General features: G+C 60.4%; 22 protein-coding genes. 10 read left to right on the top strand and 12 right to left on the bottom strand.

Annotated features, from left to right (window positions below):
- Window positions 1-61: 61 nt before the first annotated feature.
- Window positions 62-778: a ParA family protein gene (locus O3S81_RS02105; protein WP_269340616.1), complete on the top strand. Its 717-nt coding sequence runs from the start codon at window positions 62-64 to the stop codon at window positions 776-778.
- A 71-nt stretch (window positions 779-849) separates the two neighbouring features.
- On the opposite strand, the gene O3S81_RS02110 is transcribed toward O3S81_RS02105, so the two are convergent.
- Window positions 850-1,368: a Spy/CpxP family protein refolding chaperone gene (locus O3S81_RS02110; RefSeq protein WP_269340617.1), complete on the bottom strand. Its 519-nt coding sequence runs from the start codon at window positions 1,366-1,368 to the stop codon at window positions 850-852.
- A 58-nt stretch (window positions 1,369-1,426) separates the two neighbouring features.
- Between O3S81_RS02110 and O3S81_RS02115 the strand changes: the two genes are divergently transcribed.
- Genes O3S81_RS02115 through O3S81_RS02125 form a run of 3 tightly spaced genes read left to right on the top strand, consistent with a single transcriptional unit; the run spans window position 1,427 to window position 3,918 of the window.
- Entirely contained in the window at window positions 1,427-1,981 is a 555-nt protein-coding gene (locus tag O3S81_RS02115; RefSeq protein WP_269340619.1) for a Crp/Fnr family transcriptional regulator, read from the top strand.
- A 37-nt stretch (window positions 1,982-2,018) separates the two neighbouring features.
- Window positions 2,019-2,666 carry a TetR/AcrR family transcriptional regulator gene (locus O3S81_RS02120; protein WP_269340621.1) on the top strand — a complete coding sequence of 216 codons (648 nt, stop codon included), beginning with the start codon at window positions 2,019-2,021 and terminating at the stop codon, window positions 2,664-2,666.
- A gap of 46 nt (window positions 2,667-2,712) precedes the next feature.
- Window positions 2,713-3,918 carry an MFS transporter gene (locus tag O3S81_RS02125; RefSeq protein ID WP_269340623.1) on the top strand — a complete coding sequence of 402 codons (1,206 nt, stop codon included), beginning with the start codon at window positions 2,713-2,715 and terminating at the stop codon, window positions 3,916-3,918.
- A 65-nt stretch (window positions 3,919-3,983) separates the two neighbouring features.
- Here O3S81_RS02125 and O3S81_RS02130 read toward each other — a convergent pair whose 3' ends face one another.
- Window positions 3,984-5,378, bottom strand: coding sequence for a L,D-transpeptidase family protein (locus O3S81_RS02130; protein WP_269340625.1), 1,395 nt, complete (start codon window positions 5,376-5,378; stop codon window positions 3,984-3,986).
- A 155-nt stretch (window positions 5,379-5,533) separates the two neighbouring features.
- Here O3S81_RS02130 and O3S81_RS02135 point away from each other — a divergent pair, with 155 nt between their 5' ends.
- The 3 genes from O3S81_RS02135 to O3S81_RS02145 all read left to right on the top strand — a co-directional run bounded on the left by O3S81_RS02135 (window position 5,534) and on the right by O3S81_RS02145 (window position 7,212).
- The gene (locus O3S81_RS02135) at window positions 5,534-6,367 is read left to right on the top strand and encodes an aldose 1-epimerase family protein (protein WP_269340626.1); all 834 of its coding nucleotides are present in this window, start codon (window positions 5,534-5,536) and stop codon (window positions 6,365-6,367) included.
- A gap of 117 nt (window positions 6,368-6,484) precedes the next feature.
- Window positions 6,485-6,823: a TIGR01244 family sulfur transferase gene (locus O3S81_RS02140; protein WP_046798035.1), complete on the top strand. Its 339-nt coding sequence runs from the start codon at window positions 6,485-6,487 to the stop codon at window positions 6,821-6,823.
- 47 nt (window positions 6,824-6,870) lie between these two features.
- Entirely contained in the window at window positions 6,871-7,212 is a 342-nt protein-coding gene (locus O3S81_RS02145) for a RidA family protein (RefSeq protein ID WP_269340627.1), read from the top strand.
- Window positions 7,213-7,476: 264 nt separating this feature from the next.
- Here O3S81_RS02145 and O3S81_RS02150 read toward each other — a convergent pair whose 3' ends face one another.
- The 4 genes from O3S81_RS02150 to O3S81_RS02165 all read right to left on the bottom strand — a co-directional run bounded on the left by O3S81_RS02150 (window position 7,477) and on the right by O3S81_RS02165 (window position 12,317).
- On the bottom strand, window positions 7,477-8,241 hold the full coding sequence (locus O3S81_RS02150; protein WP_269340629.1) for a HugZ family pyridoxamine 5'-phosphate oxidase: 765 nt from the start codon (window positions 8,239-8,241) through the stop codon (window positions 7,477-7,479).
- Window positions 8,242-8,321: 80 nt separating this feature from the next.
- On the bottom strand, window positions 8,322-9,989 hold the full coding sequence (locus tag O3S81_RS02155; protein WP_269340630.1) for a thiamine pyrophosphate-binding protein: 1,668 nt from the start codon (window positions 9,987-9,989) through the stop codon (window positions 8,322-8,324).
- Window positions 9,986-11,188 (bottom strand): CaiB/BaiF CoA transferase family protein, encoded by a 1,203-nt coding sequence (locus tag O3S81_RS02160; RefSeq protein WP_269340631.1) that lies wholly within the window; start codon window positions 11,186-11,188, stop codon window positions 9,986-9,988. Before O3S81_RS02160 ends, O3S81_RS02155 begins: the two co-directional genes overlap by 4 nt.
- 148 nt (window positions 11,189-11,336) lie before the next feature.
- A complete protein-coding gene (locus O3S81_RS02165) occupies window positions 11,337-12,317 on the bottom strand; it encodes an alpha/beta hydrolase (RefSeq protein ID WP_269340633.1) in 981 nt (326 codons plus the stop codon).
- A gap of 147 nt (window positions 12,318-12,464) precedes the next feature.
- Between O3S81_RS02165 and ettA the strand changes: the two genes are divergently transcribed.
- The 3 genes from ettA to metF all read left to right on the top strand — a co-directional run bounded on the left by ettA (window position 12,465) and on the right by metF (window position 16,183).
- The gene (gene ettA / locus O3S81_RS02170) at window positions 12,465-14,114 is read left to right on the top strand and encodes an energy-dependent translational throttle protein EttA (RefSeq protein WP_269340634.1); all 1,650 of its coding nucleotides are present in this window, start codon (window positions 12,465-12,467) and stop codon (window positions 14,112-14,114) included.
- Window positions 14,115-14,274: 160 nt separating this feature from the next.
- The gene (locus O3S81_RS02175) at window positions 14,275-15,288 is read left to right on the top strand and encodes an ArsR/SmtB family transcription factor (protein ID WP_269340635.1); all 1,014 of its coding nucleotides are present in this window, start codon (window positions 14,275-14,277) and stop codon (window positions 15,286-15,288) included.
- Window position 15,289: 1 nt separating this feature from the next.
- The gene (metF, locus tag O3S81_RS02180; RefSeq protein WP_269340637.1) at window positions 15,290-16,183 is read left to right on the top strand and encodes a methylenetetrahydrofolate reductase [NAD(P)H]; all 894 of its coding nucleotides are present in this window, start codon (window positions 15,290-15,292) and stop codon (window positions 16,181-16,183) included.
- A 466-nt stretch (window positions 16,184-16,649) separates the two neighbouring features.
- Here the strand turns inward: metF and O3S81_RS02185 are convergent, their stop codons facing one another.
- From O3S81_RS02185 to O3S81_RS02210, 6 genes are all read right to left on the bottom strand, one after another.
- The gene (locus O3S81_RS02185; RefSeq protein WP_269340638.1) at window positions 16,650-17,876 is read right to left on the bottom strand and encodes a lytic murein transglycosylase; all 1,227 of its coding nucleotides are present in this window, start codon (window positions 17,874-17,876) and stop codon (window positions 16,650-16,652) included.
- A gap of 122 nt (window positions 17,877-17,998) precedes the next feature.
- Window positions 17,999-18,778, bottom strand: coding sequence for a glycoside hydrolase family 25 protein (locus O3S81_RS02190; RefSeq protein ID WP_269340639.1), 780 nt, complete (start codon window positions 18,776-18,778; stop codon window positions 17,999-18,001).
- Window positions 18,779-19,050: 272 nt separating this feature from the next.
- Complete coding sequence (locus O3S81_RS02195) at window positions 19,051-19,767, bottom strand: class I SAM-dependent methyltransferase (protein WP_269340641.1); 717 nt, start codon at window positions 19,765-19,767, stop codon at window positions 19,051-19,053.
- Window positions 19,764-21,014, bottom strand: coding sequence for a DUF3419 family protein (locus O3S81_RS02200; protein WP_269340642.1), 1,251 nt, complete (start codon window positions 21,012-21,014; stop codon window positions 19,764-19,766). The genes O3S81_RS02195 and O3S81_RS02200 overlap by 4 nt, the downstream gene beginning before the upstream one ends.
- A 331-nt stretch (window positions 21,015-21,345) precedes the next feature.
- The gene (locus O3S81_RS02205) at window positions 21,346-22,425 is read right to left on the bottom strand and encodes a lytic transglycosylase domain-containing protein (RefSeq protein ID WP_269340644.1); all 1,080 of its coding nucleotides are present in this window, start codon (window positions 22,423-22,425) and stop codon (window positions 21,346-21,348) included.
- A 124-nt stretch (window positions 22,426-22,549) separates the two neighbouring features.
- Entirely contained in the window at window positions 22,550-23,185 is a 636-nt protein-coding gene (locus O3S81_RS02210; RefSeq protein ID WP_269340645.1) for a LysE family translocator, read from the bottom strand.
- Window positions 23,186-23,223 lie beyond the last annotated feature (38 nt).

The following is a 23,223-nucleotide window of genomic DNA, read 5'->3' on the forward strand; positions in this document are numbered from 1 at the left end:
GCACCATGTTTGGTTCGGTGCGCGAATGAGCATGAAACGGCTCTGGTCAATCGGGGATATCATGCCTGTCATTACTTTTGCCAACACCAAGGGCGGCGCCGGAAAAACGACTGCCGTGCTGCTTCTGGCAACCGAACTGGCCCGCAGCGGCCATCGCGTGACGGTTCTGGATGCCGATCCGCAATTGTGGATTTCCCGCTGGCACGAATTGTCCGGCGAGATCGAAAATCTCTCGGTGATTTCGCATGTGACCATGGCTTCGCTCGAAGGCCATATTCGAGAGAACAGAACCAATACCGACTGTTTCATCATCGACCTGCCGGGTGCGAAAACCCCGCTTCTGACCATGGCGCTCGGTATTTCCGATCATGTGCTGATCCCGGTTCAGGGTTCGGCCATGGATGCGCGGGGTGCTGCCGAAGTTCTTGATCACATCGAATTCCTGAACCGCAAGATGGGCAAGGGGATTGCCCATTCCATCGTGCTGACGCGGGTCAACGCCATGGTGGCGACGCGTTCGCTGCTGCTCGTCAAGATGCTGCTGGCAGAGAAGAACGTTTCGGTCTTGAACACGGCGATTGTTGAGCGGGCGGCCTATCGCGACATTTTCGATTATGGCGGCACGCTTCTCTGTCTCGATAAGGACAAGGTCAGCAATATCGACAAGGCGGTGGAGAATGCGAAAGCCTTCGCTGCGGAAGTTGCCGGCCTTCTGCCGAAACGCCTGTTGCGGCTCGGCACGCAGCCCGCACGCCTTTTCACCCGCAAGGCTGCCTGAAAACCGGTCCGGCTGTCACGCAAGGACCGGCTCCGGCCATCTCTTCAGGCTGGAATGTGTTTTCCAGCCCGTTAAGGCGTATATCCGCGCAGCTTGTTGTAACGTGTGATCTGTTCCCTGGTCAGCAGCTTCACCGTTTCGAGGTGGGCGGCAAGGTGGATATATCTCAGCCGGGTGCGGCTTGCTTCGACGCGGGCGAGTTGCGTGCGCAGCTTATCCGCATCGATTGAGCCGTTGCGGAAACCGGCATCCAGTGCTGCTTCGCCCGCAATCATCTGGCTGCCTTCTGTCGCGGCGTCGTTTCGCATCGTCCGGAACAGGGATTGCACGGAGGCAAGCTGTTCCTTTGTCAGCTCCAGTTCCTTCGCCATCTTCTGGACATGTGAGGGGCCCGGCATACCGTTGAGATCGGCGGCTTTCGCAAAGCCCCATCCGCCTCCCTGTTCCAGTTCCGCAATATCCTCCGTCGAGAGGCTTTTGACGGTTCGGCTCTGCTGGCCCGCATAGGGCGACTGATGGAGATGCTGTTCCTCCGCGGCGGCGGAAAGGGGCAGAAAAGCGGTGAGAAATATAAGAACTGTGAATTTCATGGAAGCTGTCCGGCTTGTTGCGTTCGTTTGAGCTTGCCAGCCGGCCGATTTGCCGAACATGATAGAAATCATGTCCATTTCGATTTTTGACCATTTACGCCCGAAGGCCTCCGTTTCCAGATCCTTTGAAAAGGGCGAATATCTTTTCCATCAGAGCGATCCCGTTCACATGCTGGCGCTGGTCGTTGAAGGCTGTGTCCATCTGATGCGGTTTCAGGCGGATGGACATGGTGCGGTGTTGCAGCGGGCGGGACCGATGACGGTTCTCGCCGAAGCCTCGGTGTTTTCGGAGCAATATCACTGCGATGCCATTGCCGTGACGGCCGGGCGTGCCCTGTTTGTGCCAATTGGCACGCTGCGGCAATTGCTGGAGCGTGAACCCGCATTCGCGCTCGAATGGATAAATCATATCTCGGTCGAATTGAAAAAGGTCAGGACAAGGGCGGAAATACTTGCGCTGCGCTCGGTCAGCGCGCGGCTCGACGCATGGATCACCGTCAACGAAAGCGGGCTTCCGCCCAAGGGCTTATGGAAGAACCTCGCCGCCGAAATTGGCGTTTCCCCCGAGGCGCTGTATCGGGAAATAGCGAGACGTCCGGCGTCATCACGGTAGCTGAATGCGGGCGGCAAATTATTCGCTTGATTTGGAAATGATCGTTTCCTATATTGCGGCCATGACCAATACGACCCAAACCCATCCCCAGGAACAGCGCCATCGCGGCCGGCCACGCGAGTTCGATCTCGATCGCGCGCTGGATGGCGCGATCCGTGTGTTTTCCCGGCGCGGTTATCACGCCACCTCGGTCGGTGATCTCACCGATGCGATGGAGCTGGCACAGGGCAGCCTCTACAAGGCCTTCAAGGACAAGAAGGCGATCTTCATCGCCACGATGGAGCGCTACAGGATCGTGCAGACCGAGCGTTTCGAGGCGGCGGTGGCCGGTTGCGAGACCGGTTATGAGCGTCTGAGGGCGGGTCTGATGTTTTACGCGGAACGGTCCCATGGCGGTGTGGGCTCGGACGGATGTCTGGTGGTCGGTGCCGCTGCCGATCTGGCTGCCCTGGATGACGACATTGCCGTCGTGGTCGAGCGGGCGGTTAAGACGCGCGAACGGATCGTCGCCCGCATCATCACCGAAGGACAGAAGGATGGTTCGGTGCATTCGAAGGCCGACCCGGATGATCTCGCCAGGGCGATGCTGTGCATGATGTACGGCATGCGCGTGGTGGGAAAGACGGGGCGCAGCCTCAAGGACATGGTGGCTGTGGTGGATATCGCCATGAAGCTTGCTGCGTAATTTTGTGACTATTTAGGAAACATTCGTTTCCATATTGGAGAAAATGATGACGACGCGTGTAATTGATGGGGATGATGTTGAGGCAACATCCATTTCCCCGGCTCTGACATTTTTGCTGGCGACAGCCTGCGGGCTGATTGCAGCCAATCTTTATTATGGCCAGCCGCTTGCCGGCATCATCGGGGCCGAACTTGGTCTTTCCGCCGGTGCAACCGGCCTGATCGTGACGCTGACGCAGATCGGTTATGGTATCGGCCTGCTGTTCGTCGTGCCGCTCGGTGATCTCATCGAAAACCGCAAGCTGGTGGTCAGTTCGGTCTCGATGGCCGTGTTGTCGCTGGCCGCCGCGGCGTTTGCACCACATGCGGCGCCGTTCCTGATCGCCGCCTTCCTGGTTGGTGTCAGCTCGGTGGCGGTACAGGTCATTGTGCCTTATGCAGCCCATATGGCGCCGCACGCCATTCGCGGGCGTGTGGTCGGCAATGTCATGAGCGGGCTGATGGCCGGTATCATGCTGGCGCGGCCGGTTTCCAGCCTGCTGTCGGAAGTGGTGTCCTGGCGCGGCGTCTTCCTGACGTCGGCAGCCGTCATGGCGCTTCTTGCCGTGGTGCTTTTCCGGCTTCTGCCCGTCCGTATGCCCGAGGCGCGGCTGAGCTATGGCGCATTGATGCACTCCATGGGCAGGCTTGCCCTGCACACGCCGATCCTGCGACGTCGGGCGATCTACCATGCTTTCCTCTTCGCCGCCTTCAGCCTGTTCTGGACCACGACGCCGCTTTATCTGAGCGGGCCGCATTTCAATCTCAGCCAGGGTGAGATCGCGCTCTTCGCACTGGCGGGCGCAGCCGGCACCGTCGCCGCACCGATTGCCGGTCGGATGGCCGATCGTGGCTGGACCCGTGCGGCGACCTTTTTTGCGCTGGTGGCGGTGGCGCTCTCCTTCGCCGTCACACATCTTGCACCCGAAGGTTCACATCTGGCGCTCGCCATTCTGGTCGTCGCGGCAATCGTTCTGGATTTCGGCGTCACCACCAATCTGGTGCTTGGCCAGCGGGCGATCTTCACGCTCGGAGCGGAATTCCGTAGCCGCCTGAACGGCATCTACATGGCGACGTTTTTTATGGGCGGCGCGATCGGCTCTGCGGTCGGCGGCTGGGCCTATGCAGCCGGTGAATGGCAGGCCGCCTCGTGGATCGGTTTTGCCCTGCCAGTAGCGGCGCTGCTCTATTTCCTGACGGAAAAGCGCGGATAAAGCCATCAACGAAAAAGCCCGGCGGGTGACCATCCGCCGGGCTTTTCCTTTTTCTTGCCGTCGATTTATTCGGCGAATTCGACCACGACGCCGGGGCGGACCATCTTTGCCAGTTCCGTCGCGTCCCAGTTGGTCAGGCGGATACAGCCGTGGCTGTTGGTCTTGCCGATCTTGGACGGTTCCGGCGTGCCGTGAATGCCGTAGGTCGGCTTCGACAGGGCGATCCAGACCGTACCGACCGGGCCGTTCGGACCCGGCGGGATCTGCAGGATCTTGTCGTTCTGACCCTGCTTGAAGTTGATCTTCGGATTATAGGTGTAGCCGGGATTAAGCGCGATACGCTCGACCGTATGCGTGCCGCTCGGCGAGGGTGTATCCGTGGAACCGATGGTGGCGGGATAGGCGGCGATCAGATTGCCGTCCTGGCCGTAAGCAAAGACCTGCTTAATGCTCTTATGGGCAACGATGCGGGCGACCTGTCCCTTTTTCGGCTCACCGGGATTAACGACCTTGATGATGGTACCGGGTACGGTGAAGTCGATGCCGGGGTTCAGTTCCTTCAGGTAGTTCTCATCCATATGGAACCGTTCGGCGAGCGCTTCCGAGGTGGACGTGAAGGAGAGGGCCGGCAGCTGCGATTTCGCAGCATAGTCGTCGGGAATGGAGGCGACATAGGGGCCGGCGGCATCGGCGGCGGTGATCGTATAATCCACGATCGGCATGCCGCCGGAAGCGCGCAGCCGCTCCAGAATATCGTCGGAATTGTTCGGATCGAGCTTTTCGCCCGTCATGTCCTGCCAGGCGGCAATCGCCTTGTTGACGTTGTCGCCCATCTTGCCGTCGATGACGCCGGGTGAAATGCCCTCGCGATCGAGGAAGGTCTGCAGCGCGACGATCTCCTGACGCGAACGGTTGACCGGCGTGGTCACCGGCGTGTGGCGCTCGATCAGGTGCTCCGGTTGCGGAACGGCCGCCGTGGTGCTTTCGCCCGGCATCGGCTGTCCGAGCGGCCCGCTTTCGACCGCGCCGGGGGCGGGAACGGAGCCAGTGTAGAAATTGTCGTCGGAACCGTCGCCGCGATATTCGCGGTAATCGCGCACGCTGCCATTGTCCTGATAGCCGTAGTCGCGCTGTGGCTCACGGTACTGGCCGCCGGGGGCGGGCGGATAATAGGTGGTGTCGCGCTGCTGGCGCGCCTGCTGCCGTTGCTGCTGGTAACCGGAGGGCATTTCGGTGGCCAGCAGATTGCCGTACTGGTCGTAAAACACCGTGCGTCCCATGGAATCGCGGCTGATGACGATATCGCCGCGCTCCGGCATGAAGTCGAGCACGCGGCCATCCGGGGTCACCAGCATCGTCTGCTGATCGCCATAACGCTGCTGTGCGCCAGCCTGTAGCGGGGCGAAAACCGACGCCAGCGCGACCGTCAAACCCAGAGCTGCGTTAAGAAACTGTTTCACGATTCTGCTATCCCTTACTTGTTCACCGATAAACACACCGCAATCTTGACCCTATTGTGAAAAAGGTGAATTCGCGGTTAATGCAATCTTAATTTCCGTCACTGTTAGTAGCGTTTCCGTGAACCGTGCGTTTTTACTGTCACAGGGAGGTTGTCTTGCGTTCATTTCAGGCTGGCAGATCGCCACGTATTTTCCTCGACGAAACCTCTGTTTTCGATATCGGCGCCTGCGTCGTTGACGGCGTCGACATCGCACCTGGCCGCGCCATTCCCGACGATGGTGATGCGCGCATCGATCATTCGCTGGAAGGTTTTCTCTTCACCTGCGGTCCCGATCATATTCGCCACCCCGAGCCGATCGAGGGTGACGTTGAGGGGCGCCGATACCCGTTGCATGGCTCCTTCTCCTCACATCCCGCAACCATCATCACCTTCGACGTTCAGGAGACCAATGCGCTGGCGCGCGTCGAGGTTCCCGTGAAGCTTGCCGATGGTGGCGAAGCACTTCTGGAGCGGACATGGCGCATCGATGGTGAAAGCGGCGAAGTCAGCCTCGATGACAGGATCGTCAACATGTCGGGGCGGCCGATCCCGGTGTTCCTGATGTATCACATGAATATCGGTGCCCGCCTGTTTGACGATGCCGTGCGGCTGGAAGGCGCGATGCTGGATGGCGGCGGCCATGGCTGGCGTTTCGGTGAGGAGCCGGGCAATGTTTTCTGCGTTTCCGCAGGCAATGATGAATGGGCGGAACTGAAGCTCGGTCCGATTGCGGCCATCGGCGGAAAGACGCTGACCGTCGGTTTTCGCACCGGGACCTTGCCCTATCTGCAGATGTGGCGGAACCAGCAGGACCCGGCCAATGTGCTCGGCATCGAGCCGGTTTCGCATCGCTGGGTGGGGCGGAGCGAGCTTGAGGCGGCCGGCGAGTTCAATATTCTCCAGCCGGGCGAAAGCCGTTCCTTCGGCCTGCGCTTTTCCATCCTATGAGCCGTACCGAATGAAGATGTCCCGTCATTGACGCAGGGGTTTTGACCGCTTACATCGAATGCGGATTTCAAGGGTGACGGCCAGCGGCGCGGACGCCGGTTTCAGCGGAGGCATGACATGGATATCAGGCGCATAGACGACGAATATTCGGTAACGGGACAGATCAGCGTCGCCGATCTGGATGAGGTGAAGGCACTCGGCTTCAAGTCGATCGTCTGCCACCGCCCTGACGGCGAAGAAGACGGCCAGCCACTTTTCGCAGATATTGCCGAGCGTGCCGAGCAGCTCGGCCTCACCATCATGCATGTGCCGGTCGGCCGTTATGGCGTCGACGCCGATGCCGTTGCCGGCATGGTGGACGCGCTTGATGAATTGCAGCGCCCGATGCTCGGCTATTGCCGTTCCGGCGCGCGCTCCACGGCGATCTACGAAAAGACCCATCACCTGCGCGGCTGATATTCCGCGCATCTTCGATTTTTAATGCCAATCAACAGGAGTTTTCCATGACCATCAAGCGTATCGAGCCCGGCAAGCGCATGAGCGGCGCCGTCGTTCACGGCAACACCGTTTATCTGGCCGGCCAGGTTGGCGAAGGCAAGAGTGTTACGGAACAGAGCAAGTCGGCTCTCGCTGAAGTCGACCGCCTGCTGGCCGCTGCCGGTTCCGACAAGTCGAAAATCCTGCAGACCATCATCTACCTCTCCGACATGTCCACCTTCGGCGAAATGAACGCGGTCTGGGAAGGCTGGATCGACCCGGCAAACCCGCCGGCCCGCGCCACCAGCGAAGCAGCGCTTGCTACGCCGGACTACAAGGTTGAGTTCATCGTGACCGCTGCTCTCTGAGCAATGGACTGATTTATGAAAAAGGCCGGGTCGCGGAGTGCGCCCCGGCCTTTTTTTGATGGGAAATTCTGCTGGTAAACTCGAGCTTTCGTCTCACCCGACGTCGTCCTCGGACTTGACCCGAGGATCCACGACACGGCCAGGCGATGGATCCTCGCCTCAAGGGCGAGGATGACGGAGGAGAGCTAGGGTAAAGATGGACAATAAGGGCGATGCAAGAGAGTTCAGTATGCCGGATTGCCTTGCCCAAATTGCTTGCCAACTTCATTTCGAAATTTGAGCAAGCGCCTTCTCAAACTGTTTCAACGTCTCCACCCGTTCTGCAAACCATAGCCGCGCCAGATCATTTGCCGAAGCGAGATCGATGCCATCAGGGTCGATGGAAGTGATCGTCCAGCGGCCGGCCTTTGCGCCGGCGAGAACTGCTAACCGCGATGCTTCGCCCTTGATGGCGTTGAGGCGGGTTGCTTCGCTTTCCGTCGCAGTCATCAGTTCCTCCGCGCCGGAAAGATCGGTGCGCAGATCGGTGGGGGTGATGTTGCTGGCATTGCGGGCCGGGCCGCCATTGATCTGCACGCCTTCCGTCCGCAGCCGGTAAAGCCGGGTGTCGGGAAGGGAGAGGTAAAGTTTCGCCTTGGGGTAACGGGCAATGTAGCGCCCGATGGCGCGTGGCGTCTCATCCGCGCCGATCTGTTCCGCCCTGCCCACCAGTGTCAGCCGCGGCAATGTCAGCGCATCGCCCTTGCCGAAGGGGGCGAGCGTCAGCGAGATGCGCGGGTCGGCTTCCATGTTGCGGGCATGCAGCGTCAGCCCGGCCGCGAAAAAGAATGGCGTGCCATCCGGCTCGATGCCGATATTGGTTGCTGTCGTATAGGGATAACCGCTGACCGGATCGAGCGTGGCGAGCGCTGCCGTGCGGGATGTGTGCAGCACATCGCGGGCCACGCGCACCGCCTCGAAAGGCGCGCCGGCTGAGGGCTCGATCTTTGCGCCGCGTGGGGTGATGACGGGAGGGGCAACGTCCGGCATGTCTTATCCTAAGCTGTAAGTTTCAGTCAGGATTTACACCATGCCGGAGCCATGTCCATCACCAATATCGGCGGGCAATATCAGGCCCGGGTTCTGATCTGCGTCAGCGTGCGCGTCGGTGTGATCGCTTCCGCATCCAGCTTCACCTCGATGATGGCCGGCTTGCCGCTTGCCCGCGCCCGCTCGAAGGCAGCGGCGAAGTCTTCGGTTTTCTCCACCGTTTCGCCGTGGCCGCCATAGGCCTTGGCAAAGGCGTTGAAATCCGGATTGACGAGATCGGTACCGCTGACACGGCCGGGATATTCCCGCTCCTGATGCATGCGGATCGTGCCATAGGTGCCATTGTTGACCAGCACGGTGATGATCGGCAGGCCGTAACGCACGGCGGTAATGAATTCCTGCCCGTGCATCATGAAGCAGCCGTCACCGGCAAAGCAGATCACCTCGCGCTCCGGGAAAAGGTGCTTGGCGGCAACTGCCGCCGGCAGGCCATAGCCCATAGAACCGGAAGTCGGAGCCGATTGGGTGTTGTAACGGCGGAAGCGGTGGAAGCGGTGCAGCCAGGTGGCATAATTGCCGGCGCCATTGGTGAAGATCGCGTCCTCCGGCACATTGGCCTCGATCCAGTCCATGATCGGGCCCATCTGCACCGCGCCGGGGCCGGTCTGCGGCGGCGTCGACCAGCTGAGATAAGCCGCGTGCATGGCGGCGGTGCGCTCGGCCCATGCGGCGTTGCCGGAAAGCGTGAGCGAGGAGAGGGCGGCGACGAAATCATCCGGCGCAGCACAGATCGCCAGATCGGGGCGATAGACGCGGCCGAGTTCTTCGGCTTCCGGATAAATATGGACGAGTTTCTGCGACGGGTAGGGGATGTCGAGCAGCGTATAACCGGAAGACGGCATTTCGGAAAGGCGGCCGCCGAGCAGAACCACGAGATCGGATCCCTTGATCTCTTTCGCCAGCGCCGGGTTGATGCCGATGCCGACATCGCCCGCATAGGAGGGGCTCAGATGATCGAACAGCATCTGGCGGCGGAAGGAGCAGCCGACCGGCAGCTTGTTCTTTTCCGCGAAAGCCTGGAAGTCCGCGACGCTCTCCTCGGACCAGCGCGTGCCGCCGAGAATGAAGACCGGCCGTTTCGCGTCGCCCAGCATTTTCGCGAAGGCGGCCATCTGAGACGGACCGGGATGCGCTTGAACCGGCATATAGGGCTTTGCCTCGGGCGCTTCGACCTCTTCCACCAGCATGTCCTCGGGCAGCGTCAGAACCACCGGGCCGGGGCGGCCGGAGGTGGCTACGGCAAAGGCGCGGGTGACGAATTCGGGGATGCGGCGCGCATCGTCGATCTCGCCCACCCATTTGGCGAATTCGGTGAAGGCGCGGCGATATTCCACTTCCTGAAAGGCCTCGCGCTCGCGGGCATCGCGCTGCACCTGGCCGATGAACAGGATCATCGGAATGGAATCCTGCCGTGCGATGTGCAGGCCGGCCGAGGCATTTGTCGCGCCCGGACCACGGGTGACCATGCAGATGCCGGGTTCGCCCGTCAGCCGGCCCCATGTGTCGGCCATCATCGCCGCGCCGCCTTCCTGGCGGCAGACGACCGTTTCGATACCGCTTTCATATAGCGCATCCAAAACGGCCAGATAGCTTTCGCCGGGAACGCAGGAAACGCGGGAGACGCCATTGGCCTTCAGCGCTTCGACGATCAATTGCCCGCCTGTTCTTTTCTTTCCGGCTGCTTTCATGGCGTCGTGGTCCTTTCGATGTTTTCCAGTTCGGCCAGCACCTGCGCCTGGTGTTCGCCGAGCTTCGGGCTCGGGCGTTCATAACGCAGCGGCGTCTGTGACATGATAATGGGTGTGCGAACACCGGGGATGACGGTGCCATCTTCCGCCTCGAGATTGACGCGCAGGCCGCGTGCCTGAACCTGCGGATCGGCGAACATTTCCTCGATGGAGTTGATCGGCCCGGCCGGCACGGCGTTCTGTTCACAGACGGTCAGGAGATCGCGCTTGCTCCATTTCAGCGTCTCGGTGGAAACAATCTGCCGGACTTCCATCTTATGCGCCACACGCGCCTTGTTCGTCGCGTAACGTTCGTCATCGGCGATAGTGCCAATGCCAAGAATGTTGCAGAGGCGGCGGAACTGGCCGTCATTGCCGACCGCGAGGATGAGGAAACCATCGGCCGTTGGCACCACCTCATAGGGCGAAATATTGGGGTGCGCGTTGCCCAGCCGGACGGGCGGCTTGCCGGAGATCAGGTAATTCATGTTCTGGTTGGCGAGCACGGCCGATTGCACATCGAGAAGCGCCATGTCGATATGCTGGCCCTCTCCGGTGCGGATGGCATGGATCAGCGCGGCCTGAATGGCGCTGACGGAATAGATGCCGGTGAAGATATCGGCGACAGCCACGCCGGCCTTCATCGGCTGGCCATCCGGCTCGCCCGTGATTGACATGAAACCGGACATGCCCTGCACGATGTAATCATAACCGGCGAAATCGGCATAAGGCCCGGTCTGGCCGAAACCGGTGATGGAACAATAGATCAGCTTCGGATTAAGCGCCCTCAGGCTCTCATAATCGAGGCCATATTTGGCAAGCCCGCCGCGCTTGAAATTTTCGATGACGACATCGGCGGTACGCACCAGTCGGCGCACCAGCTCGCAGCCCTCGCGTGTCTTCAGATCGGCAATGATGGAGCGTTTGCCACGATTGGTGGCGTGGTAATAGGCGGCGGAAAGGTTTTCTCCATCCGCGCCTTCGACGAAGGGCGGCCCCCAGGTGCGGGTGTCGTCACCGCCTTCAGGGTTTTCCACCTTGATGACGTCCGCGCCCATATCAGCCAGCATCTGCCCCGCCCAGGGACCGGCCAGAACACGCGCAAGCTCGATGACGCGAATGCCGGAGAGCGGCGGTTTCCTGTTCGGCATGTCGGTCATCTGTCCCCCGGGATTTTGTGCTTGCCGGTTTATAGACCGCCGCTTGCCGCACCGCATGTGATTTTATCTCATGGACTTATTCCGTTTTGGAACGGTATAGCCTGGACAGATGCCGCGTTCGTAACGTTCCCTATTCCGTCATTCCGGCTCAAGGCCGGAATGACGGGGAGGGCGTTTGGCTGCCACCCACCACCCGGCCGCACCAGGCGGCGAAATCCGCCGCCGCGGCCTGCCAGCCGATTTCGTTCAGCGTTTCGTGCCGCATGCCGCGGTAGATCGTGTGCTCGACATGGCTGAAGCCTGCCTCTCGGAAACGTTCGGCGAGCCAGACGATCTCTCTGCCATCATTGGTGGCGGCATCCTGATCGCCGCTGACGAGGAGAAGCGGCAGGGTCTTCGGTAGGCGTTCGATGAGTTTTGGCGCGCGATAGGAGAGTTCGAAGACATCCTGCCAGAGCGAAACGCTGGCCTCGAACTGGCAGAGCGGGTCTTCCACATAGGCGTCCACCGCCGCCTTGTCGTGGCTCAGCCAGTCGGCATGGGTGCGCTTTTCCGGCATTTTTGCGTTCCAGGAACGGAAGGTCGCTTTTGGCAGGATGGCGCTCGGCACGTCCGAGCCCTTCAGCATCTTTTCAAGCCGCAGCACGACCTGCGCGATGCGGCCCATGAAGCCGGGATTGAGATTGGAATTCCAGATGGACAGGCCATCGAAGGCTTCCGGATGGCTGACGGCAGCGTTGAGCGCCACGAGGCCACCCATGGAATGGCCGAACAGGATGACCGGAAGGCCGGGATGTCTTTCTCCGACCATCACGCGCATCGCCATGACATCGGCGACGACCTTTTCCGCGCCATCCTTCCAGCCGAAGCGGCCGAGGGGCGCGTCCGCCGCCTTCGTGCGGCCATGGCCACGGTGGTCATGGGCATAGACCTCGAAACCCTGTTTCGCCATGACATCGGCAAAACGGCGGTAACGGCCGGCATGCTCCACAAGGCCGTGGCAGATCATCAGCACGCCGCGCGCCGGCGAAAGGGCGGAGGGTAGATGGCGATAGGCCAGCGATGCGCCGGAAGGGGCCTCGAGCCTCTCGATCCGGCTGAAGGCCAAGTCGTCCGTCGTGTCATTCATCGTCGCACCCACCGTGTCACCATGCGCCTTGTCATAATCATGGGGTCATAATCGTGCCAGAGGTTGCCCCAAGGTCCTATTTACCCTACATAGCGGCAAATTTCCCGATACGTACTCTTAAAAATCCGATGTGGAGCATTCGCTACAATGGCACGTCAATTCATCTATCACATGGCCGGGCTGAACAAGGCCTATGGCGCGAAGAAGGTTCTGGAGAATGTGCATCTCTCCTTCTACCCCGACGCCAAGATCGGTATCCTCGGCCCGAACGGCGCCGGTAAGTCGACCGTTTTGAAAATCATGGCCGGCCTCGACAAGGAATATACCGGTGAGGCCTGGCTTGCTGAGGGTGCGACGCTCGGTTACCTCGAGCAGGAGCCGAAGCTCGACGAAAACAAGACCGTGATGGAAAACGTCATGGAAGGCGTGGCGAGCAAGACGGCGATCGTTGACCGTTACAACGAGTTGATGATGAACTATTCCGACGAAACGGCGGAAGAGGGCGCAAAACTCCAGGACATGATCGACAGCCAGAACCTGTGGGATCTGGAAAATCAGGTTGAAATGGCCATGGATGCGCTGCGTTGCCCGCCCGGCGACTCGGCCGTGACAGGCCTTTCGGGTGGTGAGCGCCGCCGCGTTGCGCTGTGCCGCCTGCTGCTGTCGCAGCCGGACCTGCTGCTGCTCGACGAACCGACCAACCACCTTGACGCGGAAACGATCGCCTGGCTCGAAAAGCACCTGCGCGACTATCCCGGCGCCGTGATGATGATCACCCACGACCGCTACTTCCTCGACAACGTCACGGGCTGGATTCTTGAGCTCGACCGTGGTCGCGGCATTCCTTACGAAGGCAACTACTCCGCTTACCTGCAGGCGAAAGCCAAGCGCATGCAGCAGGAAGCCCGCGAAGATGCTTCCCGCCAGAAGGCCATCAGCCGCGAAAGCGAGTGGATCGCTTCCAGCCCCAAGGCACGCCAGACCAAGTCCAAGGCCCGTATCAAGGCCTATGACGAGCTGGTGGAAGCGGCGGAAAACCGCCGTCCCGGCGACGCGCAGATCGTCATTCCGGTTGCCGAGCGTCTTGGCCGCGTCGTCATCGAGGCCGAGAACCTCACCAAGTCCTACGGCGACCGCGTGCTGATCGAAAACCTGTCCTTCAAGCTGCCGCCCGGCGGCATCGTCGGCGTCATCGGCCCGAACGGCGCCGGCAAGACCACGCTGTTCAAGATGATCACCGGTCAGGAGCAGCCGGACAGCGGTTCGGTAACTGTCGGTGAGACGGTTCAGCTCGGTTATGTCGACCAGAGCCGCGACGCGCTGGCGGGTGACAAGACCGTGTGGGAGGAAATCTCCGGCGGTAACGACATCATCAAGCTCGGCAAGTTCGAGGTGAACTCGCGTGCCTATTGCGGTGCCTTCAACTTCAAGGGTGGCGACCAGCAGCAGAAGGTCGGCAATCTTTCGGGGGGTCAGCGCAACCGCGTTCACCTCGCCAAGATGCTGAAGGCCGGCGGCAACGTCCTGCTGCTCGACGAACCGACCAACGACCTCGATACGGAAACGCTGGCAGCACTTGAAGAAGCGCTGGAAGCCTTCGCCGGCTGCGCCGTTATCATCAGCCACGACCGCATGTTCCTCGACCGTCTGGCCACCCACATCCTCGCTTTCGAGGGTGACAGCCATGTGGAATGGTTCGAAGGCAACTTCGAAGACTACGAAAAGGACAAGGTCCGACGTCTCGGTCCGGAAAGCATCAAGCCCGGCCGCGTGAGCTACAAGCGCCTGACGCGCTGATCCTTTTCCCGCATTTCTCAGAAAGGCCCGCCGCAAAGCGGGCCTTTTTTCGTGCAATAATTCGACTTCAAGACCGCGCAGGACACTTTGCGCTTGCATCGAACGCGACATCGACATAAAGATATCTTTATATCTTGATTAGCTTGCGAGGCGCGGCAGAGTGTCGTTCGGTTTGGACAAATTGGTGGATCTCCTGAAGGCGGCGGGCGAGCCGACGCGCTTTCGTTTGCTGGCGCTTCTTGCGGCCGGCGATCTGACCGTTACTGATCTTACCGAAATCCTCGGCCAGTCGCAGCCGCGTATCTCCCGTCACCTCAAGCTTTTGACGGAAGAGGGGCTGATCGAGCGGTATCAGGAAGGGGCCTGGGCCTATTTCCGTCTGCGGCAGGATGGTGAGCCCGCCGTTGTCGTCCGGCAACTGCTTGGCGCGGCATCGCCTTCTGACGCCGTTCTCCAGCGTGACAGTGAGCGGCTTGCCACCGTCAAGCGGGTGCGGGCCGAGCGGGCGCAGGATTATTTCAGCCGCAATGCATCCGCCTGGGACGAACTGCGCCGCCTGCATGTCAGCGATGAGGCCGTGGAAGGCGCACTGCTGAAGCTGGTGGGCACCACGCCGATCGATTCGCTTCTTGATCTCGGCACGGGCACCGGCCGCATCCTTCAGCTTCTGAGCGGCATCTATCGCCGTGCGATCGGCGTGGACGCCAGCCGCGACATGCTCTCGGTGGCACGCGCCAATCTCGACAAGGCGGGCGTCGTCAATGCCTCGGTTCGCCATGGCGATATTCTCAACCTGCCGCTGGAGGGACAGGATTTCGATCTGATCGTCATCCATCAGGTCCTGCATTTTCTTGACCAGCCGGAAATCGCGCTGGCGGAAGCCGCGCGCATGCTGCGACCCGGCGGGCGGTTGATCGTCATCGATCTCGCGCCGCATTCCTTCGAATATCTGCGCGATGAACATGCGCATGTGCGGCTCGGCTTTTCACATCCGCTGATGGAAGAATGGTTGAAAAAGGCCGGACTTTCTCTGGAGCGCGCCGTTGATCTTCATTCTGAAAAAGCGTCCGACGAAGCTCTGGACGTGACGATATGGGTTGCCCGTGACCAGCGGCTGCTGATGGCAGACGATGTGGTGCAAGAGGTGGTTTTACTTGGCTCCGGGAGGGCATGATATGTTGAGGTCGGAAACCGCGCGCCGCGATGGCGATATCCGGTTGTCTTTCGAATTTTTCCCGCCCAAGAATGCCGAGATGGAAGCCCAGCTCTGGGAAACGGTTGCCGAGCTGAAGAAGTGGGATCCGGATTTCGTGTCCGTCACCTATGGCGCCGGCGGTTCCACCAAGGCGCCGACGCTGGATGCCGTGCGCCGGATGATCGGTGACAGTCATCTGCCGACAGCGGCACATCTGACCTGCGTTGATGCCAGCCGTGAGGATGTGCATCAGGTCATTGAAGAGTTCCGTAACGCCGGCGTTCGCCATTTCGTGGCGCTGCGTGGCGATCCCTCGACGGGCATCGGCACGGCCTATAAGCCGCATCCGGAAGGTTACGAAAATGCCGCCGCTTTGGTGCGGGGGCTGCGGGAGATCAGCGATTTCGAGATTTCCGTTTCGGCCTATCCGGAAAAGCATCCGGAAAGCGCCAGCGAAGCGATCGATATCGATATGCTGAAGCGCAAGGCGGACAATGGTGCGACCCGGGCGCTGACGCAGTTCTTTTTCGATAATGACGTATTCGAGCGCTACATGGAGCGCGTGACGGCGGCGGGTATCACCATTCCGGTGGTTCCAGGCATCATGCCGATCCAGAATCTCACCCAGTTGAAGCGTTTCGCCGGCCGTTGCGGCACCAGCATTCCCGGTTTCCTGGATGAGCGTTTCGAAGGCTATGACGAGGATCTGGAAGGCCGCGCCCGCGTGGCGGCGGAGGTTGCCGCCGAGCAGATCGCCGATCTTCAGCGGCGCGGTATTAACGAGTTCCACCTCTACACCATGAACCGCGCTCCGCTGGTCGACGCCGTGCTGGAAAACCTCGGGCTGGAGCGTCTGCGCCGCAGCGCCGCCTGATCTCAGACAAGCGGATTATCGACATGAAAAAAGCGCAGGTCCCTCGGGGCCTGCGCTTTTTAAACTCGTGTCATCTACGGTTTTTATCTGCGTTTGGTCTTCACGTCTCGTCAGATGAAAAGCATCATCGCTACGAACAAAAACGCCAAACCGACTGCCAAGGCATTGAGAGATTTTGTAAGTCCCATGGGTGCCTCCTCTTGTTGACAGCTTCGATAATATGACCGTTTTGTGGCAGTTGAAAAGCGGTTTTTATAATGCGGCGCAGCATGTTTGGGCGCGGCGTAAAAATGAAAATTCTTTAATTGTTTGAAAATAAAAGACTATTTTAAAATCACGCAGTGCTTCATATGTTTAAAAAAAGTAAATGACCGGGGTGTTATCCCCAGTCATCAGGTCGAGATTAACAGATTTTGCCCTGATTCCGGCCGATAGATTAAAGGCCGGAAGACGCCGTTAAGATTGCTTAAAGCGCCTGCAGAAGTGCCGTCGACGGCCAGCCATCGGCGGGCAGTCCGAGACGCTGCTGCTCCTTCTGGATGGCGACGCGGGTGCCGGAACCGAGAATGCCATCCACCTTGCCGACATTGTGTCCGCGCGCTTCGAGCTTGGTCTGAAGCTCTTTCATCGTCGCGTCATCGAAGCCCGGTTCGGGATTGCCCTTGTTGTAGACGGGGGCGCCCATCAGGCGGGTGGCGAAATAGGCGGCCGACGTCGTGTAGATGAACGACTGGTTCCATTCGAGATAGATGTTGAAGTTCGGATAGGTGATGAAGGTCGGTCCCTTGCGGCCCTGCGGCATGATGAGGGCAGCGGGCAGGGAGGAGAAGTTCTTGTTGCCGTCGCGCGGGGTGACGCCGAGCGCGAACCAGTCGGCGGCGGTCAGCGGGCCGCCGAGGCCGGATTTTTCCCAGGGGAGGTTTTCCGGCAGGGAAACTTCCTGAATCCAGGGTTCGCCCTTCTTGAAACCGAGGTGCTGGATGAATTTCGCGGCCGTCAGGATGGCATCCGGGGCGCTGCTCTTGACGTTGACGTGGCCATCGCCATCGCCGTCGACGCCGAAGGCGATGATGTCCTTGGGCAGCATCTGCACCTGACCGATTTCGCCGGCCCAGGCGCCCGTATTGGCGGCGGGGTCGAGATCACCATGCTGAACCATTTCGATGAGTGCCAGCAGCTGCGGACGGAAGAGTTCCGGGCGGCGGCAATCATGCGAGAGCGTCACCAGCGCGTTGCGGGTGTTGAAATCGCCCTGAACGGCGCCGAAATCCGTCTCCATTGCCCAGAAGGCGGCGATGACGCCGGCCGGTACGCCGAATTCGTTTTCGGCGCGGGCGAAGGTGGAGGAGAGCTCCTGCAGCTTCTTGCGGCCGATATCGAGACGGGCCTGGCTGACGGTGCGCTGGGAGAATTCCAGGAAGGTCTGGCGGAAGACGCCCTGGGCGCGGTCACGCGAGAGCACTTTCGGGTCGATTTGCGCGCCGGCAAGCGCCTTCTGGATCGCGTCGGCCGGAACGCCCTTGGCGAGCGCATCGGCTTTTACGCCTTCGAGAAACGCGCCGAGATCACCGCCGCAGGCAACCTGCTTGGGATCGTCAGGCGAAGCGACGGGCGGCGTTGCGAAGGCGGAGCCGGTGGAAAGAAGCGACAAAGCGGCGGCAAATACGATGCTGCGCGACCGGAAGGTGGGCATGGGAATTTCCTCGATGGGTTGTTGGCCCGCTTTACCCATATGTTTGCGACAAAAAAACGGACCGGGCGATCTGCTGATGCGAAAGAACGCCGATTTTTCGAAAGTGTTGCTTCTTGGCCGTGTTATTTGGCGGAAGCAATCCATTTTCGCCAGTTTTTCTCCGTGCCGGCAAAGACATTGATGTCGGTCGGGCCGTTTACGCCGGGCACGACGCCGGTTGCCGTATATTGCCAGAAGGCCCATTTCCGGTCTTCGTAAATCTTGGCCGGATGGGCGGCGACGGAACGCACCCAGAAATGATAGTCCTTGAACTGGCCGACAAGATTGTCGCGGTGGAAATCCACCGAGGTATAGATGATCGGGCGCTTGCCGTAATGGGCCTCGATGCGGTCGAGGAAACGCTGCATTTCGGCGCGCACGATGCCGGGTGCCGGGCGCGTCTTGCAGGTGGGCGAGGAGGGGTTCCACTCCACATCGAGAACCGGCGGCAGGGTAACGGCTTCTTTCGGCACGTTGCGGATGAACCAGTCGGCCTGCGCATCTGCCGTCGAGCAGAAATAATAGAAGTGGTAGGGCGCATGCAGAATATTGGCTGCCGCCGCGCTGCGCCAATGATCGCCGAATTTCGGATCGATGCGGTCGGACCCTTCCGTCGCCTTGACGAAGACGAAGGAGACGCCGGATTTGCGCACGGTCTGCCAGTCGACATCGCCATTCCATTTGGACACGTCGATGCCGTGTACCTCGTGGCGGTGCGGGTTGTTCGTGCCGAAATCCTGCGGGTCGGTATCGGAGAACTTCGGCTTGGAAACGGATGCGGTTTCCAGCAGGTCGTAACTGGTGGACGTGCAGCCGCTGATCAACAGCAAAGCCGACATTAGTGCCGAAAAACGCAGCCGCATTGGAACCCTGATGAAAATGTTGCCCATCCCGCGGCCGCAAAATGGCGTGCCGCATCTCCCGATCTACGCATAACATGGTAAACAAGCGGTTATGGCAAGGGGCAATGGCTGATTTCGGCCTTGCAAGCCGCTGAATATGAAGCGATTTGCTGTTTTGCGGATCGGAAAATGCCGGAGCGCGCCAAAGCGTTTAACGGCAATGATGCCGATGGCAGTACTGCGCCCGCCCTCGAATCGGCAAGTCGAATCGGTAAGGCGCGATGCCAGATTGATCAGGCGTCCGCCAGTATCCGGCTGATTTTCGGCTGTGCTTCGATGACCGGAAGCGTGATGACGGCCCGCCAGGCATAACCCCGGGCAATCTCCTCGAACTCCAGATTGCCTTCAAAGCGGCCTGCCATATTGGCGAGCACATAACGAAGGTTGGCGCGGGGCGTGACGTGGAAGCGGGTAAGCCAGGCCCTGAGGAGGCTGCGGAACCACTTCGGCAATTGCTCCTGCTGGCCGAAATCGACGATATGCAGCGAGCCGCCGGGTTTCAGCGCGGTGAGCGCCTGTTCGATCGCCTTTTCCCAGTCCGGTATCATCGACAGCGCATAGGGGATCATCACACGGTCGAAACCGTCGGGCTGGCCGAATTCGGCGGCACGGAAAGCGGTGGCGTCGGCCACGCGCAGGACCGGGCGTTCTGCCTTGCCGTTAAAATTCTCGGAAGCCGTCAGCAGCATTTCGGCGGAAATATCGAGGCCGAACAGCTTTGCCTGCGGAAATTTCCGGCTGGCCAGCAGCAGGTTGCGGCCGGTGCCGCAGCCGACTTCAAGCAATGTGCCGCCCTTCGGCACGTCGAGGCCGGAAATCGTCCGGTCGCGGCCGAGAAGGTAATATTTGCGGGTGATATCGTAGATATGCCGCTGGTGGCGATACATGCGGTCCATCAGGCTCGCATGCGCGCTGTCTGCAAGGCCCACATTCTCGCCGATGGTTTTCATGCCATAGCCTTCTGGTAGATATGGAAGCCGCCATAAATGGCCGAGCGATCCATGGCGTTGAGCGCGTTGGAGCGCTCTTCGAGATAGACCCACTGGTTACGGATATCAGGAGAGAGACGACCTTCGATGACGCTCTTTTCGGCGGCGGTGCGGAAGATGACACGCGCGCCGGGGGCGGCAGTGCGGCTGATCTGCGACCACAATTCGTTGAGTTGCGTATCCGTCATCCAGTCCTGGGCGTCGAGCAGGATATAGCGGTCAACAGCGCTGGCCGGCTTTCTGGAAAGAAGCTCGGTATAGGTGGCGTGGTGCACCGCCACGCGGGCCGTGTTGTTGCGGATCGTCTCGTAATATTCCGGCTTGAGATAAGCGGGCAGGGCGCCCTCATGCGGCTCGGGATAACGGCGTGCAAAAGCCTGCCAGGCAAAATAATTGTCGCTGAGCGGGAAGTTGCAGGCCAGCTTCTCCAGCCGCTCCTTGAGCACGGAGGCGACCGTGCCGTCGTTGGAAAGGCTCGCCAGTTCGTCATATTGGCGCGGAGGAATGCCGAGGCCGAAAAGCGAGCTCTTGCGCTTCGTCAGCCAGCGTACCACCGGCTTGTCGAACAGCGGCGCAACCTTGCTGTCGAAAAACTGGCGCTGTTCGTCCAGCGTCCGGGTCTTGGCCATTTCGGTGAGTTTCACGCCATGCAGGCGGGCCATGAGGTGGCCGGCGCCGATGAAGCGGCCGAGCAGGCCGGTGCGGTAGATGTTCCTGTCGAACACCGAAATGCGGCGGCGGCCGGAAAGGGTGCGCTTCGACCAGTAAGCCTTGGTGGTGGCGTCGAGATGCTCGGCGATGAAACGGTCATAACCGACGCTGTTGCTGCGCGTATTGGCGCGGCCGAAGTGGCGCACCACGTCCTGATGGGCGGGCAGATGGCGGAAGGCGGCGAGCTTCAGCTTGTTCAGCGCAATGTGATGCGGGTTGAGGTCCACGACATCGATGCTGGCCGGGTTGCGGGAGAGATAGGCCAGCATGTTGCAGCCGCCCGAGCCGATGGTGACGATGCGGTGGCCTTCGCCAAGCTCCATCGCTTCCATGTCGATCTCAGGGTCTTCCCAGATCTGTGGATAGACGAGGCCGGAAAAGAGGACACCGAAGAACCGTTCGGAAAGTCCACTTTTGGAGAGTGCCTTGTGCTGGAGCAATGCGGACTTCAGTTTCGTGTTTTTGCTGAAGCCGGTCTTGGGTGCCGCACTCGTCATATGTTCACCTCTCAGTCGATTGAGAGGCGTCTACAGCCGTGACACTACAGTTTGATGACAGGGGCTGTGGGTTGAGGCAGGGAACAGAAAAGACCCCTGGGGATCAGCCCGGGCCAATCCGAGCCGGGCAACAGAGTCATCGCTGGAAGGGAGACGAACCACGTCCCACTCAAACGTCATCCTCGGACTTGTTCCAAGGATCTGCAACGGATTGATTTTTCGACGTGATCAAATCCCTGGGACAGGCCCGGGGATGACCAAAGAAAAGGGCGCGCAACGTATTTCAGAAAAGCCGTTTAGCTGAACGGTGTTCCCGGCATGGCCAGCGCAATCACTTGCGCAGGACGTGCAGCATGCCCTTGCGCTTGGCGTCGTAATAATAGCCGCGCGCATAAAGCCGGACGGCATTGTCACGGTCGTTACCCGCCACAACCCATGCGCCGCGCAGGTATTTGACGGCGTATTTGAGATTGGTTTCGGCATCGAACAGGCCGGAGGCGGGGCCATCGAAGCCCATGGAGCGGGCCGTGGCATGCCGGATTTGCATCAGGCCGAAATTGCCGCTGCTATAGGCACCGGGATTATATCGGCTTTCGCGCTGCACCACGCGGTGAACCAGATCTTCCGGCACATCATACATGGTGGCGTATTTGGTAATCAGTCCGCTCAACTTTTCGCGCCCGGCCGGTGCGGAATTGAGCGGCGCCGTCATTGATTCGTTCTGCCGGATGGCGGCAAGCGCGGCATTGGTGGGGCCCGCGGCATAGGCGAGGACCGTGCTGTCCGGCTTCGGCAGGGGAATGACTTTCCGTTCCGCCGTCAGTTCGGTGCCGATGGACGGCGTGCCGGGCGGTGGCGGTGCGGGCGGGAAGCTGCCCTTGACGGCGACAACCTGCGGCAGGTCGGCCGCTGCATTGTGGGTGGTGGGCTTCGCCCCCATGCTCGCCGTTTCGATGGCTGCCGCCGCCGGGGTGGCGCTTGTCGGTGCCAGAGCCGCAGCCGTGGTCGGCGCGGATGTCGTTACGGCGGCTTGCGCCACGTCGGTCTGTTGCGGCTGCATCTGCGCGGCAATAGCTGCGGCGGCTGCGATTTCTGAAGCCGGCGGCAGGGCCACGCGTCCGCCCTTGACGGCGACGGCGGTGGGAAGTGCTGCAGGCTGAGAAGATGTTGCGGCTTGGGCGGTCTGGGCCGCCGGTGCGGCCGGGGTGGCGCTGGCTGCGGCCTCAGCCGTTGCCGGCTGTGTCGATGCCTGGGCAGGAGCGGTGGGGCTGACCGTTGCGATTTTCGGACCATTCGGCCCTTCCTTCGCGGTATATTCGACGCTGGTGCATGCGCTCAATGCCAGTGCCAGACCCACGGTGGAAGACAGAAGAAGTGCACTTCTTCCGCGGAATTTTCCCGAATTTCGCATGTTGCCGCCTTCGTTATGCCTGTCTTTCGATACCCCCGCGTCGAGCGAAGCAGGCAGTGTCCCGTCGCGCCTTCATTAACCTATTGTAAGGAAAGCGGCAAGCCGGGACGTGGCGCCCCGGTTTTCAGGCCGCGATGCGCCTGTATCCGGCACTGACGGCGCGGCCGGAAATGAAGTGGGTGCGGTATTTCGGCCGGATTTTTTTATCACCGGACATGCGGCGCACCAGCGCCAGAGTCCGGCCGGCAAACAGCGCCTGCGCGGTCAGAATCACAAACGTCAGAATCAGGATCGCGGCCTGTGCCATGGCGAGGGTTTCAACGGCGTTGCCCGTGGTGGAAATAAATTGAGGCAGCAACGCCAGAAAGAAAGCGAAATAGCGTGGGCGCAGGGCCGCGATGGCGTAACAATCGCGGAAGATACCGCTCCAGGATTTGCCCGGCAGATTGTCATTATCGGCATTGGCCGCCTGTGCGGCCGGCGTGGCGAAAGTCCACAGGACAAACAGCATCAGCCAGCCGATGCCTGCCCATTGCACGATTTCAAGGAAGGCTTGTGGCAGATAGGCAAGACCGGCCACCGGAATGGCGGAAATCGTCATGGCAGTGACGATGCCGAGTGCGCCGCCGCTGACGGAGGCGAAGACCGTCTTCCTGCCGCGGATGGCGGCATAGGAGGCGACAGAGAATACAAGGGGAGAGGGGAGTGCGAACACAACGGCACATGCTGCACAAAAAATCAGCCAGGCCTGTCCAGACATTCTCTTCCTCCTTGCCCTCCCTGTCGCCGTCTTATTTT

The organism is Agrobacterium sp. SOY23, from assembly GCF_027212525.1.
GTDB classification, from domain to species: Bacteria; Pseudomonadota; Alphaproteobacteria; order Rhizobiales; family Rhizobiaceae; genus Agrobacterium; species Agrobacterium tumefaciens_I.

What these genes read in the sequence shown, in the direction of transcription:
- O3S81_RS02125 (WP_269340623.1), top strand. Translation starts at nt 2,713, where the DNA reads ATGACGACGCGTGTAATTGATGGGGATGATGTTGAGGCAACATCCATT.
- O3S81_RS02200 (WP_269340642.1), bottom strand. Translation starts at nt 21,014, where the DNA reads ATGACGAGTGCGGCACCCAAGACCGGCTTCAGCAAAAACACGAAACTG.
- O3S81_RS02210 (WP_269340645.1), bottom strand. Translation starts at nt 23,185, where the DNA reads ATGTCTGGACAGGCCTGGCTGATTTTTTGTGCAGCATGTGCCGTTGTG.
- O3S81_RS02185 (WP_269340638.1), bottom strand. Translation starts at nt 17,876, where the DNA reads ATGCCCACCTTCCGGTCGCGCAGCATCGTATTTGCCGCCGCTTTGTCG.
- O3S81_RS02165 (WP_269340633.1), bottom strand. Translation starts at nt 12,317, where the DNA reads ATGAATGACACGACGGACGACTTGGCCTTCAGCCGGATCGAGAGGCTC.
- O3S81_RS02145 (WP_269340627.1), top strand. Translation starts at nt 6,871, where the DNA reads ATGACCATCAAGCGTATCGAGCCCGGCAAGCGCATGAGCGGCGCCGTC.
- metF (WP_269340637.1), top strand. Translation starts at nt 15,290, where the DNA reads ATGTTGAGGTCGGAAACCGCGCGCCGCGATGGCGATATCCGGTTGTCT.
- O3S81_RS02150 (WP_269340629.1), bottom strand. Translation starts at nt 8,241, where the DNA reads ATGCCGGACGTTGCCCCTCCCGTCATCACCCCACGCGGCGCAAAGATC.
- O3S81_RS02110 (WP_269340617.1), bottom strand. Translation starts at nt 1,368, where the DNA reads ATGAAATTCACAGTTCTTATATTTCTCACCGCTTTTCTGCCCCTTTCC.
- O3S81_RS02115 (WP_269340619.1), top strand. Translation starts at nt 1,427, where the DNA reads ATGATAGAAATCATGTCCATTTCGATTTTTGACCATTTACGCCCGAAG.
- O3S81_RS02160 (WP_269340631.1), bottom strand. Translation starts at nt 11,188, where the DNA reads ATGACCGACATGCCGAACAGGAAACCGCCGCTCTCCGGCATTCGCGTC.
- O3S81_RS02195 (WP_269340641.1), bottom strand. Translation starts at nt 19,767, where the DNA reads ATGAAAACCATCGGCGAGAATGTGGGCCTTGCAGACAGCGCGCATGCG.
- O3S81_RS02155 (WP_269340630.1), bottom strand. Translation starts at nt 9,989, where the DNA reads ATGAAAGCAGCCGGAAAGAAAAGAACAGGCGGGCAATTGATCGTCGAA.
- ettA (WP_269340634.1), top strand. Translation starts at nt 12,465, where the DNA reads ATGGCACGTCAATTCATCTATCACATGGCCGGGCTGAACAAGGCCTAT.
- O3S81_RS02205 (WP_269340644.1), bottom strand. Translation starts at nt 22,425, where the DNA reads ATGCGAAATTCGGGAAAATTCCGCGGAAGAAGTGCACTTCTTCTGTCT.
- O3S81_RS02120 (WP_269340621.1), top strand. Translation starts at nt 2,019, where the DNA reads ATGATCGTTTCCTATATTGCGGCCATGACCAATACGACCCAAACCCAT.
- O3S81_RS02190 (WP_269340639.1), bottom strand. Translation starts at nt 18,778, where the DNA reads ATGCGGCTGCGTTTTTCGGCACTAATGTCGGCTTTGCTGTTGATCAGC.
- O3S81_RS02140 (WP_046798035.1), top strand. Translation starts at nt 6,485, where the DNA reads ATGGATATCAGGCGCATAGACGACGAATATTCGGTAACGGGACAGATC.
- O3S81_RS02105 (WP_269340616.1), top strand. Translation starts at nt 62, where the DNA reads ATGCCTGTCATTACTTTTGCCAACACCAAGGGCGGCGCCGGAAAAACG.